The organism is Micromonospora sp. M51 (genome assembly GCF_018070305.1).
GTDB lineage: Bacteria > Actinomycetota > Actinomycetes > Mycobacteriales > Micromonosporaceae > Micromonospora > Micromonospora parva.
Genome location: NZ_JAGPXZ010000071.1, coordinates 1 through 13,914, shown reverse-complemented (window position 1 = coordinate 13,914; position 13,914 = coordinate 1). Strand labels below are relative to the sequence as shown.

The 13,914-nt window shown below is 69.0% G+C and carries 12 protein-coding genes and 1 pseudogene; 10 read left to right on the top strand and 3 right to left on the bottom strand.

The genetic code is table 11. The features are described from left to right. Positions 1-595, bottom strand: a pseudogene (locus tag KBX53_RS06565) (hypothetical protein); the annotation flags it as partial. A gap of 676 nt (positions 596-1,271) precedes the next feature. Here KBX53_RS06565 and KBX53_RS37270 point away from each other — a divergent pair. Beyond that, positions 1,272-1,586 carry a hypothetical protein gene (locus KBX53_RS37270; protein ID WP_358127830.1) on the top strand — a complete coding sequence of 105 codons (315 nt, stop codon included), beginning with the start codon at positions 1,272-1,274 and terminating at the stop codon, positions 1,584-1,586. A 217-nt stretch (positions 1,587-1,803) separates the two neighbouring features. Here the strand turns inward: KBX53_RS37270 and KBX53_RS06555 are convergent, their stop codons facing one another. Then, positions 1,804-2,244, bottom strand: a complete 441-nt coding sequence (locus KBX53_RS06555; RefSeq protein WP_210858146.1) for a tetratricopeptide repeat protein — start codon at positions 2,242-2,244, stop codon at positions 1,804-1,806. Positions 2,245-2,968: 724 nt separating this feature from the next. Here KBX53_RS06555 and KBX53_RS06550 point away from each other — a divergent pair. The 9 genes from KBX53_RS06550 to KBX53_RS06510 all read left to right on the top strand — a co-directional run bounded on the left by KBX53_RS06550 (position 2,969) and on the right by KBX53_RS06510 (position 12,647). Next, entirely contained in the window at positions 2,969-5,392 is a 2,424-nt protein-coding gene (locus KBX53_RS06550) for a PEP/pyruvate-binding domain-containing protein (protein ID WP_209444483.1), read from the top strand. Then, positions 5,389-5,997 (top strand): gamma-glutamyl-gamma-aminobutyrate hydrolase family protein, encoded by a 609-nt coding sequence (locus KBX53_RS06545; RefSeq protein WP_210858145.1) that lies wholly within the window; start codon positions 5,389-5,391, stop codon positions 5,995-5,997. Before KBX53_RS06550 ends, KBX53_RS06545 begins: the two co-directional genes overlap by 4 nt. Beyond that, positions 5,994-6,770: an NTP transferase domain-containing protein gene (locus KBX53_RS06540; RefSeq protein ID WP_210858144.1), complete on the top strand. Its 777-nt coding sequence runs from the start codon at positions 5,994-5,996 to the stop codon at positions 6,768-6,770. Before KBX53_RS06545 ends, KBX53_RS06540 begins: the two co-directional genes overlap by 4 nt. After that, complete coding sequence (locus tag KBX53_RS06535; protein ID WP_030328582.1) at positions 6,755-7,270, top strand: adenylyl-sulfate kinase; 516 nt, start codon at positions 6,755-6,757, stop codon at positions 7,268-7,270. Before KBX53_RS06540 ends, KBX53_RS06535 begins: the two co-directional genes overlap by 16 nt. Further along, on the top strand, positions 7,267-8,517 hold the full coding sequence (locus KBX53_RS06530) for a hypothetical protein (protein ID WP_051708168.1): 1,251 nt from the start codon (positions 7,267-7,269) through the stop codon (positions 8,515-8,517). Before KBX53_RS06535 ends, KBX53_RS06530 begins: the two co-directional genes overlap by 4 nt. 55 nt (positions 8,518-8,572) lie before the next feature. Next, on the top strand, positions 8,573-9,361 hold the full coding sequence (locus tag KBX53_RS06525; RefSeq protein ID WP_210858143.1) for a class I SAM-dependent methyltransferase: 789 nt from the start codon (positions 8,573-8,575) through the stop codon (positions 9,359-9,361). A gap of 27 nt (positions 9,362-9,388) precedes the next feature. Beyond that, entirely contained in the window at positions 9,389-10,210 is an 822-nt protein-coding gene (locus tag KBX53_RS06520; protein WP_210858142.1) for an aldo/keto reductase, read from the top strand. 88 nt (positions 10,211-10,298) lie between these two features. Next, positions 10,299-11,204, top strand: coding sequence for a sulfotransferase domain-containing protein (locus KBX53_RS06515; protein WP_210858141.1), 906 nt, complete (start codon positions 10,299-10,301; stop codon positions 11,202-11,204). Positions 11,205-11,255: 51 nt separating this feature from the next. Beyond that, positions 11,256-12,647, top strand: a complete 1,392-nt coding sequence (locus tag KBX53_RS06510; RefSeq protein ID WP_210858140.1) for an MFS transporter — start codon at positions 11,256-11,258, stop codon at positions 12,645-12,647. A gap of 14 nt (positions 12,648-12,661) precedes the next feature. On the opposite strand, the gene KBX53_RS06505 is transcribed toward KBX53_RS06510, so the two are convergent. Beyond that, positions 12,662-13,696: an NAD(P)-dependent oxidoreductase gene (locus KBX53_RS06505; protein ID WP_081883693.1), complete on the bottom strand. Its 1,035-nt coding sequence runs from the start codon at positions 13,694-13,696 to the stop codon at positions 12,662-12,664. Between the last annotated feature and the right edge of the window lie 218 nt (positions 13,697-13,914).

Below are 13,914 nucleotides of genomic sequence, written 5' to 3'. Positions count from 1 at the left end.
CGAGGTCGACGCCGGGCAGCACCTCGGGGTACGTCGCGGTGTCGCCGGCGAGCACCGGCGCCGGCAGCGCGGCCGGCCAGCCCACCGTGAGGGTCTCCCCGTCCCTGGTCAGGGTTGCCAGCGGAGCCGTCCCGCCGCCGGAGAACGCCACCTCCGCCGCCGACGCCGCCGGCCGTACCCGTCCGTCCGAACCCCGGCCCAGGTCGAGGTCGACGTCCACCCAGGTGCCGTCCGGGCGGCGGGTCCACTGCGGAACCACCCCAGACTCGAATCTGAGCCGACCGTCCGGTTGCGCCGTGACCTGCGTGTACTCGGAGCGGGACGAGCTGACCACCACTGGTCGGGCACAGTCCTTCGCCACGCCCAGTGCCTGCGCCGGAGAGGCCGCCTCCGCCACGCAGGGGGCAGCGGCGGGTGCCGCGGCGGCCGGCCGTTCGGCCAGCACCGGCAACCCCGCCACCGGCATCAGCAGCGCGGTGGCGGCCGCGAGCCAGCGCAGCCGCCCCAATCCGCGCCACCGGTTGGGTCGGCTGCGGCTGGGCAGCCCGCCCACCTTTGCTGGGTCGGTGGCGGCGTGACCAACATCGACAGACATGGCAGCTCCAACCGACCAGGCCAGGCCTGGCCGTCGCTAGGGAGGACCGGGAAATGGTGAGGTGCGGGATGGCCGCAGGGAGCGGCCTGGCAAGTGAGCCGCCAGCGTGACCGACGGAACTGGGGCCGGCACCCGGGTCGGTGCGCGACCGCTCAGCGCGCGAGCGTCAGCGGCCGACGCGAATCGGCGGCATGCAGGGCATCCACACGTACAGGATCAGCTCGGGCACAACCCGAATCGCCGTACGCGGAGACGGACGTTCGGCCGGCGCAGTGGGCGTCAGCGGCCTGGATCGTCCAGTAGGCAGTCGTCTCGGGCGGACAGTGGCCCAAGATACATCCATTGGATACATCATTCACCCCCGTGAATTGATGTGGCCAACGGTATGGGACACAGGTAGGGGGGTCAATCCCGATAGAGGTACGGAGAGTGACAAAGGCACGACAGAACGAGCAGCGGACGGACGTGACTGCGAGACACCTGCCCAAGCAGTCACACCGGAGTGATGCGCTGGACCCGCGGGACAAGTGGGTGGTCTCCAAAGAGAGATCACCCATTCACCGAGCATCGATGAGGCCACCTTCGAGCAGGCGCAGACGCTGCTCGCACGACACCGGTTGGGTCTGGACCCCCGTAACGGCAACGCCGCGCCCGCAACCCATACGTCTTCCGAGGCTTGATCTACTGCGCCGCCTGCAACCGGCGGATGCAGGGCCAGTACAACCACGACGCCGCCTACTACCGCTGCCGCTTCCCCCCAGGAACACGCCCTCGCCGACGACGTCTCCCATCCCCGCAACGTCTGCCTCCGCGAGGAGACCCTCACCGATCCACTCGACACCTGGCTCGCTACCGCGAAGCGCAAACGGTGCACGCTGAAACCGATCTCAGCGCGCACCGTGGGCCTATGGGTCGTGTCCGAGGGGCAACACGAACCACTGCCCCACCACCGTTGAAGCTCGGCCCAACTCTGAAGCTCACGCAAACATAGCTGCGGCGGTGGCCTCTTCGGGTCCGCCGAAGAGGCCACCCAGCAAGAAGCGAGAACGTGCCAGGCCTGCTGCCGGGTCGACACCACCACTACGTATGCCCGCGCGAGCCTTCGGGAGGTTGCTGCCGCTCTGGCGGCCCTGACCTACGAGCCTCATCCCCTCGCCTGAGCTGAAACCATCGAGGGGCAGGCCTAGTGGTTACGTCCAGAGGCTCGACTAGTTTGCGACGGGTTGTCGGTGGTGTCGGGATGGTCGGTGCCAGCACCCGTTCGCGAACCGGTAGCAGCGCGGCGAACTGATCGCGGGCAGCGGCTGAGTCGCGGCCAAGCCAGTCCATTGGGCGAGCCCCTGCCACGACGCGAGGGTGGCCGGATGGTCTGGGCCGAGGATGCGCTTCTGGACGGGCAGCAGTGCCGCGTACTGGTCACGGGCCGCCAGGATGTCGCCAGCCTCTCCGGTCCAGCGGGCCAACTGGTTGCGGGTGTCCGGATGGTCGGCGCCCAGCGCCCGTTCTCGGATCGACCGGAGGACGCTGAAGTCGTCGAGGGCTACGGCGTACAACCCGGTGGCGTTGAGGTGACGGGCGACGTTTTCGGCGATGCGAGCGGCACGGATGATGAGGTCGGTGTCGGTGGTACGGGTTGCCTGGTTCAGCACGTCGACGGCTCGACACCTGGCTGGCCTCCGCCTTCGCAGTCGGCCGCCGCCAACGCCGCCGCGCTCGAACGCAGGTGCAGAAGCCGTGACAACAGCACCTTCAGCCGTTGTCCACGAGGCTAGTGTCGCGCACGAACCCGAGGATCTAGCAGCACACCATTAGGCAAGGGCGGCGAGCAGCTCCGTCGGCTCGACCGCGAGAAGTTCTTCGGACGACCCCACTACACCCGACGCCTCAACCTCGAACTCCAACCATGATCACGAACGGCGGCTGCCGTACCAAGAGGTCATGCCGGTCCAAAAGATCCGCAGCTGTAGTACCTGGCCGACAAATTCGATCTTGAATGCCATGTCGAGGCGCCGCAATAGCCATTGAGACCCATAGTTGTCAATGAGGTCGCTCAAAATAGTGAGGTGTCCACAGTGGGCCGACTTCAGATGACGAAAACGTGACGGTGTTAGGCCGACGATCGAGCGGGTAGCAGACGCTTCAGCAAGAGTTCACCGAGTTGACGAGACGGGGGCTGCAGAAATTGAACTGCTGACGTGTCCGCCAATCGCCCGCGACGCGCAGACAGCGCACGATTTCCGCAGCTGGGCGCATCTCCCAATAGGCGGACGGTGGCCCGGGACAGCGCCGAGACTGCCGCAGTCGCGTTGCCGTCGCACGCATCTCAACCACTAGACGGGATTTCCGCCGGACGTCCGGAAGCAAAGGAGCATCATGGCATCACATCATCCTGCCCTGACCTCTGCGGTGAGTCACTCCCCGTCTGCCGGGCATGCGATGCAGCGCGGCACGCCGACCGCTCTTTTCGGCTCCAAGGCCGAGACGCTGGAACAGCTGGCCCCGCTCGTTCGCAGGGCACGCGTGCTGCCCCTCCGGTACTTTTCCGTCACGGAATGGCGGACTGTCCCGGAGAAAGTTCTCGACGACGTGCTGAGCAGGCCGTGGGGCAACGAGCCGCTGATCGTGCGGAGCAGCACCCGGCAGGAGGACGACCCGGGCACGCTGATGCCGGGCAGCTATCTGTCCGTGGCGGGTGTCGCCGGCCGGCAGGAGTTGCGCGAGGCGGTCGACGCGGTCATCGACTCGTACCAGCGTCGGATCGAGGAGCCCGTGCTCGACGATCTCGGTGAACAGCTCGTGCTGGTGCAACCGATGGTGCGTGACGCCACCATGACCGGCGTCGTCTTCACCTGTGATCCCAACACCGGCGCGCCGTACCTCGTCATCAACTACGAGGAGAACGGGGACTCGGCGGCGGTGACCAGTGGAGCGCGTGCCCGACTGCGCACTCTTTACGCCTGGAAGACCAGCGGCACCGGCCGGGGCGACGCCCGGATCCAGCAGCTCATGGAGCTCTCACGTGAGCTGGAGGAATTGCTCGAACGCAACAACCTCGACATCGAGTTCGCGTTCGACGTCACCGGTGAGCTGTACCTGCTCCAGGTCCGCCCGATGGTGGTGGAGACGCTTCTCGACAACGACGAGCACGAACAGGCGCTGAGCGCCATCGCGTCCAAGCTCCGGACGGCGGGTCAGCCGCATCCGCACCTGTGCGGTCGGCGCACGGTCTTCGGTGTGATGCCGGACTGGAACCCCGCGGAGATCGTGGGCACCCGGCCCCGGCCACTCGCCCTGTCGCTGTACCGCCGCCTCATCACCGACGGCCTCTGGGCCGATCAGCGAGCCCGGTACGGCTATCGAGACGTACGAGGCTTCCCCCTGATGGTGGACTTCTTCGGTTTGCCGTACGTCGGGGTCCGGGAGAGCTGCAACTCGCTCGTTCCCGCATCCATCGACGACGACCTCGCCGAGCGACTGGTCGACCACTACATCGACCGGCTCGTCGCGAACCCGGAGCTGCACGACAAGGTCGAGTTCGACGTGGTGTTCTCGTGCTACTCCTTCACCCTGCAGGAGCGGCTCGCCAATCAGGTCGAGCACCTGTTCAGCGTTCAGGAACGCGACGACATCGTCAGTTCGCTGCGCACCCTGACCAACCGGCTCATGGACCCCGAGCATCCGGCCCGCCGCGAGGACCTCGCGAGCATCACCTCGCTGCGCGCCAAACTGGGCGAGGTGCGCCAATCCGATCTGGACCTGCCCACTCAGATCTACTGGCTGCTCGAGGACTGTCGTCGCTTCGGCACCCTGGCGTTCGCCGGCTTCGCCCGACTGGGCTTCATCGCCACCGAGATCCTGGGCTCGCTGGTCGAGATCGACGTGCTGACCGAGGAGGACGTGGCCCGGTTGATGGCCTCCCTCGACACGGTGACCAACCGGATGCTGCGCGACCGCACCACGCTGACACGCGCCGAATTCCTGCGCCGGTACGGCTTCCTGCGTCCTGGGACCTACGACATCCGCTCCCCCCGCTACGACGAGGAGCCGGACGGATATTTCGACTGGCCGAACGCCCGGGTCAACGTGCAGGCGCCGGAGCCGTTCCGGTTGCCGCCGAAGACCATGCGCCAGATCGACGACCTGCTCCGGCAACATCGCCTGGAGCAGGACGCGTACGGCCTGCTCAACTTCTTCATTACCAGCATCGAACTGAGGGAGAACTCGAAGTTCGAGTTCACCCGCCACCTGAGTGAGGCGCTGGCGCTCTTCACCCAGCTCGGCAAGAGCGTGGGGATGGACACCGAGGAGATGTCGTACGTCGACGTGGAGTGCATCGACGGGCTGTATCGCGGTGCCGAGAACCCCGCGCGGGTGCTGCGCCGGTGCGCCGTCGAGGGACGGCAGCGCTACGAGCTCACCCGCCGGCTCGTGCTGCCGCCGCTGATCACTGACCCGGCGGACGTGAAATCGTTCCACCTACCCGCCACTGAGCCGAACTACGTGACCCAGGAGTCCGCCACCGGGCGCGTGGAACTGGTCACGGCGCACCCGGCCGACCTGCAGGGCAAGATTCTCATGCTGCCCAGCGGCGACCCCGGCTACGACTGGATCTTTTCCGAGGGCGTGGCCGGTTTCGTCACCCGCTACGGGGGCGCCAACTCCCACATGGCGATCCGCGCGCACCAGTTCGGCATTCCAGCCGTCATCGGGGCGGGTGAGGTTCTGTACAACCGCTGGGCCGCCGCCGACTACCTGAAGATCGATTGCCTCAACCACCGGGTGGAGGTGCTGCGATGACGTGTGTCGCGGTCACACAGCGTGTGGTCGTCGACCCGGCGCACGGGGTGCGCAGCGACGCGCTCGATCAGCGGTGGTGGCCGTTCCTCCGTTCCTGCGGGCTGACCGGTCTGCCTGTTCCCAACGATGTCGACAGCGCCGTGCGGCTGGTGCGTGTCGCGTCGGTCGACGGCCTGTTGCTCACCGGCGGCAACGACTTGGCGGAGCTCGGTGGTGAGGCCCCTGACCGGGATCGCACCGAGAGCGCCCTGCTCGACGTGGCGCACGAAAGCGGCCTGCCGGTTGTGGGCGTCTGCCGGGGGATGCAGATGCTGCTGCGCCGCTTCGGCGCCTCGCTGCACCGGGTCACCGGCCACGTCACCGAGCGGCAGCCGGTCTGGATCGACGGGGGCAGCCGGGTCGTCAACAGCTACCACAACTGGGGCGCCACCGAGATCCGGTCACCGCTACGGGCATGGGCGACCGGGCCGGGTGGCGTCATCAAGGCCATCCGCCATGAGACCGAGCCGGTACTCGGCCTCATGTGGCATCCCGAGCGGCTTCCGATCGAGCTGGCCGGCGAGGACCGCCGCGTCTTGCGGGCCCACTTCGGAGCAGAGCCATGAGGGGAGTCATTCTGGCCGCCGGGCGCGGCAGCCGCCTGGGAGGTCTCACCGAGGAGCGTCCGAAGTGCCTGGTTCCGCTGGCCGGCCGGCCACTGCTCGCCTGGCAGCGGGCCGCGCTCACCGCCGGCGGCATCGCGGAGTTGGCTGTCGTCGCCGGATACCGGTCCGAGATGCTGAACGACCGGGGCCTGACGGTCATCCCCGCGCCGCGGTGGGCGCAGACCAACATGGTCCGCTCGCTGCTCGCTGCCGAGCACTGGGTGGCCACCACGCCGTGTGTCGTCTCGTACGCCGACATCGTCTACACCGCCGAGACGGTCCGGCGCCTCATCAGCGCCCCCGGCGGACTGGCCATCGCCTACGACCCCGCCTGGGCGCAGCTGTGGCACCGGCGCTTCGCCGATCCGCGGGTGGACGCCGAGACGTTCCGGCTCGCACCGGACGGCGCGCTGGAACAGATCGGTGCGCGCCCCGCGACCGTGGCGGAGGTTCAGGGCCAGTACATGGGACTGCTGCGGTTCACTCCGTCCGCCTGGACCGGCGTACGAGCCGTGTTGGACACGATGCCGCCGGCAGAGGTCGACGCGCTGGACATGACAAGTCTGCTGCAACGGCTCCTGAAGGCCGGACACCGGATCGAGACGGTGCCTTGCCAGGGCGCCTGGGGCGAGGTCGACAGCACGACGGACCTGGCGGTCTGCGAGGACCTGGTCGCGCAGGGCCGGCTCGTTTTCCACCAAGAACGGGAGACACATACATGGTCATCTGGCTGATAGGTCTCTCCGGGGCGGGCAAGACCACCATCGGCACCCGCCTCGCCGCCCGGTTGCGGGCAGAGCTGCCGAACCTCGTCTACCTCGACGGCGACCTGCTGCGCGAGGTCTGGGGCGGCGTGAGCCACGACGTCGCCGGCCGGGAGGTCAACGCCGAGCGGCTGAGCAAGCTGTGCCTGATGCTCGACCGGCAGAACATCCACGTGGTCGCAGCGGTCCTGTCCATCTTCCCGCACTGGCAGCAGTGGAACCGGCGGCATCTCTCCCACTACTTCGAGGTGTTCCTGGACGTGCCGATGGAGGTCGTCGTCGCCCGCGACACCAAAGGTCTGTACCGCTCCGCAATCGACGGCGAGACCAGCGACGTGGTCGGCGTCGACATCCCCTTCCCCGAACCTGCCGCCCCCGACCTGGTGCTGGACAGTTCGGGACGCGACGGGACACCGGACGACCTGGTCGAGCGGATCGTCGCAGCCCTGCCCGTCCCGGTGGCGCGATGAGGGCCCGGCATCTGATCGCCGTGCTCGGCGGCTACGCGGCAGTGGAGTACGGCGCCGCCCGGCTCGTGCGGCGGCTCAAGCCCGGCTTCCCCTGGCTGCTCATGCCCGGGGACGAAACCCCGGCGATACCGGCCGCGCTGGTGCAACGGCACGTCGCCCGCTCGTTCGACCCGGAGCTCGGCTGGTGCCGGCGCCCTGGAGAGCAGGGTACGGAGACCACCGACAGCGGCCGTGTCGGCTATGCCATGGACGAGCGTGCCCGCCGGCGCAATCCCGGTTTCGAGTCGGAGCCGGCAACGGTCGCCTGCTTCGGTGACTCATTCACCTTCTGCCGGCTGGTCGGGGACGACGAGACCTGGCCCCATCAGCTGTCCCGGCTGCTGGGTGTCAACGCGGTCAACTACGGCGTGGGTAACTACGGTTTGGACCAGGCTCTGCTGCGCCTGGAGCGGGAGCTGCCGGATCTCGAGGCCCAGGTGATCGTCATGGGGGTGGTCCCGGAGACCGTCGCGCGGGTGCACTCCTACTGGAAGCACTACTTCGAGTACGGCAATGTGCTGGCTTTCAAACCGCGGTTCACGCTCGGCCCGGAGGGGCTGCGGCTGCATCCGAGCGCGGTCCGGCGCCCGGAGGAGTACCTGACCTACCAGGAGCGGCTGACGGAAATCACCCGTCTGGACCCCTTCCACGCCGGCAAGTTCCGCCCCGACATCTTGCGATTCCCGTACCTGCCCAAGCTCGTGCGCCGGGCGCGCCGCCACCTTCCCGTGCTGGCCCACCTCGCCGGTGGGCTGATCCGCGGCGACGGCGGCCGTGAGCCCGCGATCCGCGCGGCGTTCCGCGTGGTCCTGCGCGACAACGCCCGCTGGACGGCACGGCTGTACGCCGACCCGGACGCGCGAGGACTGATGCGGGCCCTGGTGGAGCGTTTCGCGGCCGTGTGCCGTGCCGCGGGCAAGCACCCGGTCTTGCTCGTCATACCGCAACTGGCCGACCTGGAGAGGCGCGACGGCGGCAGCGCGCACCATGGGTTCCTTGCCGAGGTGTCGCCGACGTTGCGGGTGGTGGACCTCACCGAGCGATTCCGCCGGGATCCGGATCGAGACGGCCTGTTCGTACACGGCCGGCTCGGACCTCACTGCAGCCGGCGCGGCAATGCGCTGGTCGCCGAAGCGCTGAGCCCAGTCATCGGCGGGCTTCTGACCGAGGCCGGCGCCGGGCCGGCCCTACCGCAGACCATCCGCTGAATCATCCGACTGACCGGCGCTGGTGACGCGCCGGCCGACAGAGAGGACGACAACCATGACCGACACACAGGCGATGCGGCTCGGTGACTTCACCGGCCTGGCTGAGAACTACTCGGCCTACCGATCCGGGTATTCTCCCGCCGTCCGCGCGGCGATCCTCGGCCTTCTCGGCCGTGACCCGGGGGAACTGGACGCCGTGGACGTCGGCGCGGGTACCGGCATCTGGAGCAGGATGCTCGCCGAGGCCGCATTCCGCTCGGTCATCGCGGTGGAGCCCAACGACGACATGCGCGGGGTGGGCCAGCGAGACTCGGAGGGCACCGGCATCACCTGGCGGGTCGGCAGCGGCGAGGCGACCGGCCTGGACAGCGGGTCAGCGGACCTGGTGACGATGGCCTCCTCCTTCCACTGGGTCGACTTCGACAAGGGCACCGAGGAGTTCCGCCGGGTGCTGCGCCCGGGCGGATGGTTCGTGGCGCTGTGGAACACCCGGAAGCTGGACGCCAACCCGCTGCTCGCCGACATCGAGGAGGAGCTGACGCGCCTGGAGCCGGGGATGCGCAAGACCGCCTTCGGCAAGGGCAGCTTCACCGAGACGCTGACCGAGCGCCTGGCCGGGCATCCCGGCTTCGACGACATCCTCTACCTCGAAGGCCGGCATGTCGATGTGCAGCCGGTGGAGCAGCACCTCGGGGCGTGGCGAGCCGTCAACGACGTGCGCGCACAGCTCGGTGAGGAGAAGTTCGCCGCGTTCCTGCGCTACGCCGAGCAGCGGCTGGCCGACCGCGACACGGTCGACGTCACCTACCTGACGAAGGCCTGGGCCGTCCGCCGCCGGGACTGAGCCTCCGTGCGAGGGGAGGAGGATCTCATGGACGTTACCGTTCGCGGGGACGAGCGGATTCCCCGTCTCGGCCTGGGTACCGGCGAACTACGCGGTGACGCCTGCTTCGCCACCGTCTCGGCGGCCCTGTCCCTGGGTTACCGCCATCTGGACACGGCGGCGTTCTACGGCAACGAGGGCGAGGTGGGCCGCGCCGTGCGGGCCAGTGGCGTCCCTCGCGACGAGCTGTTCATCACCACCAAGGTGTGGTGGACGGATGCGGCGGCCGACCGGGTGTACGCCTCCGCCGACGCCAGCCTACGGCGGCTGGACACCGAATACGTCGACCTCCTCCTGCTGCACTGGCCCGCGCCGCACGTGCCGCTGGCCGAGACGATGACCGCCCTGCGCCGGGTGCGGGAGGCCGGCAAGGCCCGTCAGGTGGGCGTCAGCAACTTCCCCTCCGGGCTGCTGCTGGAGGCTGCCCGGCACGCCCCGGTCTTCTGCGATCAGGTCGAGTACCACCCGTTGCTCGCCCAGGAGGAACTACTCGACAGGGCGAACGAGCTGGACCTTTGCCTGACGGCGTACTCGCCGCTCGCGCAGGGCGCCGTTGCTCGTGCGCCGCTGATGCGGTCGCTGGCCGATCGGTACGGCCGCAGCCCGGCGCAGATCGCCCTCCGCTGGCTGGTACAGCAGCCGCGTGTCGCAGCGATTCCCCGTTCGACCGCAGTACCCCATCTGGTCGCGAACCTCAAGGTATTCGACTTCGTGCTCGCTGACGACGACATGAAGGCGATCGGTGAGTTGGCCCAGCGGCGCTCAGTGCGGTTGAGCGATCCCGAGTTCGCCCCCGACTGGACCCGATGATGCCTCAGCCGGGGTCGTCCGCCCGGCTGAGCCGGTGCGTACGACGTCCGTCCGCAAAGATCCATCACCAAGAGAAAGGAACACCTTCATGGCACACCGGCCGGATTCGACCCTGGCCCGCGCACGGCTCAGCGAGCTGTACGCAGACAACCTCAAGCAGCTCGGTCCACGGGACATCGTCGTGGCCAGCTGCGGTGGGGCTGGCCAGTCGCTGATCGGCAACATCCTCTTCGAAGCGGGACTCAACTACGTCGACGCCTACACCGAGCGGTTGCAGGCGGACGGCACGGCCGTCGGCGTGCGAACGCATGCGGCCTACCGGGACCGGCTCGCCTCGCTGCACGACAAGGACAGCGAGGCCGGAGGTCCTGGGGCGATCCGCCCGTGGCCGCGTTTCGTCAAGTCGCACCACCCCCCGGAGATCTTCGACGGGCTCCCGGTGGGCGGAGTCTGGATCATCGTGCGGGATCCGCGCGACGCCCTCTACTCGCTGCACCAGTGGCGCCGCTCCTTCGGCGAGGAGGAGTGGGACAAGGTGCCCGACGAGTTCGAGGACTGGCTGCGCGGTCCCGGTGACTTCTCGTCCAACCCGGTCGAGGACTGGTCGGCCTTCTACCAGGCCTGGGAAGAACAGGCCCACGGGTACGAGCATGCCACGGTACTGCGTTTCGAGGACCTCAAGCAGCGCCCGGTGGAGGTACTCGAGCCGGCGCTGCGCGAGCTTGCGGTGGACGTCACCGCGGACACCCTCCGCGCCGCCGCGGAGGCCAGCAGTTTCGAGCGGATGCGGGCGCACGAGGACGCCGTGGTGGCGCAGGACGCCGCAGGGGAGCGGCAACCGCGGATGATCCGCAAGGGCGCGGTGTCGGGCTGGACATCCTGGATGACACCGGGCCTGGCCGGGTACTTCTCCGATCCCGAGCTCGGTGCGGTGGCCCGGCAGTACGGATACGACCTGCCGGCGCCCGCTGGACAGGCGCAATCAGCCGGATAGCCGAGCCGGGGACGAGGGCGAGGACGGTCATACGGCGAGCACGGAGGACTGATGGAATCGCAGACGACGGCGCCCGCGGCGCGGCCGGTGAGGCATGGCTGGCCTACCGCTCTGGTGCTGGCCGGCGCTATGTTCCTGGTGCTATTCGACAGTCTCGCCGTCGCCACGGCGCTGCCGGACATCGGCGCGGAGTTCGGAGTACCGCCCGCGCAGCTGCAGTGGGTGGTGACCCTCTACTCGCTGACCATCGGTGGCTTCCTCGTCCTCGGCGGCCGCGTCTGCGACGTCTGGGGCCGGCGCCGGGTGATCGTCGCCAGTCTCGCGCTGACCGGGACCGGGCTGCTGCTCTCCGGGGTGGCGGGCACGCTGGCGCTCCTGCTGGTGGGCCGGGTGATGCAGGGCCTCGGGGCGGCGTTCGCCATTCCCGCGGCGCTGGCATCGGCTGCCACCCTCTTTCCTGATGAGCCGTGGCGCAGCCGGGTGTTCTCCGTGGTGGCGGCCGCGGCGAACACGGCCGGCATGGCCGGGGCGGTCCTCGGCGGCGTGATCACTTCGTACCTCGGCTGGCGGTGGGTGTTCATCGTCGTTGTTCCGGCCGCGGCGCTCGCCGCGGTGGCGGGGCTGTTGTTGCTGCCGGCCGACGAGCCGTCCGGCAGCCGGCGGGAGCGGCTCGACGTCACCGGGGCGGCGTTGGTCACCGGTGGGCTGCTCGCCGTGATCTACGGAGCCACCCAGATCGGGGAGCACGGGCCAGGACTGGCGACGGTGTCGCCGGTCCTGGCTGGCGTGCTGATGCTGAACGCGCTGGTGTGGTGGGAGCGGCGGGTTCGCAACCCGATCATCAAGCCGTCGGTGGTGCGGTCCCGCCGGCTGGTGGCCAGCTGCCTGGCATTCGGTGCGCATTCGGCGGCGTACGCCGCGGTCGTGGTCGTGGGCAGCCTGCAGTTGCAGGACGTGTACTCGTTGTCCGCGGCGCAGGCCGGCATCGCGCTGGCTCCGGTGCTGCTCGGCGCCGTGATCAGTGCCGCTCCGGCCGGCCGGCTGGTACGGCGTTACGGCTCCCGCCGCGTCGTGGCACTGGCTCTCCTGCTGTGTTCGATCACGTTGGCCCTGGTGGCGTTCGGCACCGCCGGGTCCCTGACCGTGCTGGTGGTGTACCTGGTCCTCTGGGGACTGAGCGCGGGCCCCATCTACGTGGGGCTGACCCGAGAGTGCATCGGCGACGCCGCGCCGGAGGATCGAGGGCTCGCCTCCGCGCTGTTCGAATCGACCACGCACGTCGGCGGCGCGATCTCGGTCGCCGTCTACCTCACCATGATCGGCGCCGGCTCCGGATACAGCTCCACGCAGTTCATCGGGGCCGTGGTCGTCGGTGCGTCGGTCCTCACGACTCTGCTCATCATGCCCGGTGCTCCGGCGCGGGACCCGGAGCACCGGGCATGAGGGCGGGGTGCTGGTCAGGCCCGACCGGAACTGGCGGCGAGGCGCTGCTCCGCGCGGAAGATGGTGTCCACGCCGGGCAACTCGGGCCGGTCGCCCAGCGCGTCGGCGAGGTTCCGGACGCCGTCCAGCAGGGGTATGCGAGGACGGTAGCCGAGCTTACCCAGCTTGGTGATGTCGGCAACCATGCGGTACGTGTCCTCAGTGACCGTTCCGTCGCTGACCAGCCGGGCGGGTTCGCCGGTCACGGTCTCGATGACGTGGGCGAGCTCCCGCAGAGACGTCTCGGTGCCGGAGCCGATGTTGTAGACCTCCCCACTGCGGCCCCGCACCGCGAGTAGGAGCAGGCCTTGGACCAGGTCCTCGACGTGGCAGAAGTCGCGGGTCTTGCGGTCCGGGTCACCGGCGGCGTGGATCGGCAGGCCCCGCAGGTGCCAGCGCAGGAACTGGGACACCTCGCCGCCGGCGATCTGCGGCTTTTCCCCCGGGCCGTACAGCGTGAAGGCCCGGCCGATGGTGGCCTCGAGGCCGAAGGCGTGGCAGAAGCCGATCACCGCGTGTTCGCCGGCCAGTTTCGACGACGCGTACGGCAGAAAGGGGGCAACGGGGTGCGTCTCCGGCACGGGAGTCACCTGCGGGACGCCGTACACCATCGCCGAGGAGAGGTAGACGAGCCGGGCGACGCCCGATTTCGTCAGCGCTTCACAGAGATTGAAAGTCGCCACCGCGTTGGTCTCGAAGTCGAAGCGGGGCCGCTCGACCGAGACCGTTCCGCTGGCGTTCCCAGCCAGATGGATGACCAGGTCGGCATCGGCGACGGCGGCCTCGACGGCCTGGGCGTCGCGCAGGTCCACATGGCGGGTCTGGGTGCGGCGCGGATGCGGTACGGGCGGGGGTGCCACGTCAAGGGCGACCACATCCCCGTGCCGCGCGGCCAGGGCCGAAACCAGATGACGGCCGACGAATCCGGATCCTCCGGTGACCGCTACCCGGGAGTACCGCTCGAGTTCCGCGGTGATCTCGTCGTCGGGCGGTTCCTGCGCGCTCGTCATGGACGCTCCCCTTCCAAAACTATCGACATACGTCGAATTCTGCTCACCGGTCCGATTTCCGGGCCGGCTTCGGTCAAACGCCGATCGGCTGGCATGCCGATGCCGCCACCCCTTTTGGCACCCACCTGCAGCGGGTCACCGGCACGGGCTCGCGGACCCGGCCGACAACATCGACGATCGGGGGTATCGATGCTCGAAGCACTGGGACTGACGACGAT